The 539-nt window shown below is 47.9% G+C and carries 1 protein-coding gene; it reads left to right on the top strand.

What is annotated here, in order from left to right:
- On the top strand, nt 1-539 hold a 539-nt coding region (locus K0039_RS24835), incomplete at both ends, for a glucose PTS transporter subunit EIIB (protein WP_228106792.1).

The raw sequence follows: 539 nt of genomic DNA, 5'->3' as shown, positions 1-539 counted from the left end.
CGCAACGCGATTACGTTTTAAATTAAAGGATGAAAGCAAAGCGCAAGCAGAGGTACTGAAAAAGACCCCCGGTATTATTATGGTGGTGGAAAGCGGTGGCCAGTTTCAGGTGGTCATAGGTAACCATGTGGCCGATGTCTTCCTGGCGGTTAACAGTGTGGCAGGCCTTGACGAAAAAGCGCAACAGGCACCGGAAAATGATGATAAAGGTAATCTGCTAAACCGCTTTGTTTATGTTATTTCAGGTATTTTTACGCCTCTGATCGGTTTGATGGCGGCAACCGGGATCTTGAAAGGTATGCTGGCTCTGGCGCTCACTTATCAGTGGACGACCGAACAAAGTGGTACTTATTTAATTTTATTCAGCGCCAGTGATGCCTTGTTTTGGTTCTTCCCGATAATCCTGGGATACACCGCGGGGAAACGCTTCGGCGGTAATCCATTTACTGCCATGGTGATTGGTGGAGCGTTAGTGCATCCATTAATTCTGACTGATTTCGAGAACGGGCAAAAAGCGGATGCGCTGGGGCTGGATTTCC

Source organism: Terrisporobacter mayombei, from assembly GCF_020748465.1.
Classification (GTDB): Bacteria; Bacillota; Clostridia; order Peptostreptococcales; family Peptostreptococcaceae; genus Terrisporobacter; species Terrisporobacter mayombei.
Note: the sequence above shows the minus strand (reverse complement) of the source record. Positions and strands in the feature narration are given on the sequence as shown.